Origin of the sequence: Sphingomonas sp. S6, assembly GCF_043498045.1 — a bacterium.
Classification (GTDB): Bacteria; Pseudomonadota; Alphaproteobacteria; order Sphingomonadales; family Sphingomonadaceae; genus Sphingomonas.
In genome coordinates this window covers 1-414 of sequence record NZ_JBIEOE010000056.1, presented here as the reverse complement: position 1 = coordinate 414, position 414 = coordinate 1, and the positions used below count along the sequence as shown (strand labels likewise).

Genomic DNA, 414 nt, shown 5'->3' with positions numbered 1-414 from the left:
CGACGTCAACCAACTGGTCATGCCCGGCCTGTCCCATTGGCAGCATCCGGACTTCTACGGCTACTTCCCCTCCAACGGTACGCTGTCCTCGGTCCTTGGCGACTTCCTCAGCACCGGCCTGGGTGTGCTGGGCCTGTCGTGGCAGTCCAGCCCGGCCCTGAGCGAACTGGAAGAAACCACCCTCGACTGGCTGCGTCAGTTGCTCGGCCTGTCGGGCCAATGGAGTGGGGTGATCCAGGACACGGCCTCTACCAGTACCCTGGTGGCGCTGATCAGCGCCCGTGAGCGTGCCAGCGACTACGCACTGGTGCGCGGTGGCTTGCAAGCCCAGGCCAAACCCCTGATCGTCTACGTTAGCGCCCACGCCCACAGCTCGGTGGACAAGGCCGCGTTGCTGGCCGGTTTTGGTCGCGA

Annotated in this window: 1 pseudogene; it reads left to right on the top strand. The window is 65.2% G+C overall.

Annotation, left to right across the window (positions count from 1 at the left end):
- Positions 1-414, top strand: a pseudogene (locus tag ACGVWT_RS19220) (DOPA decarboxylase); the annotation flags it as partial.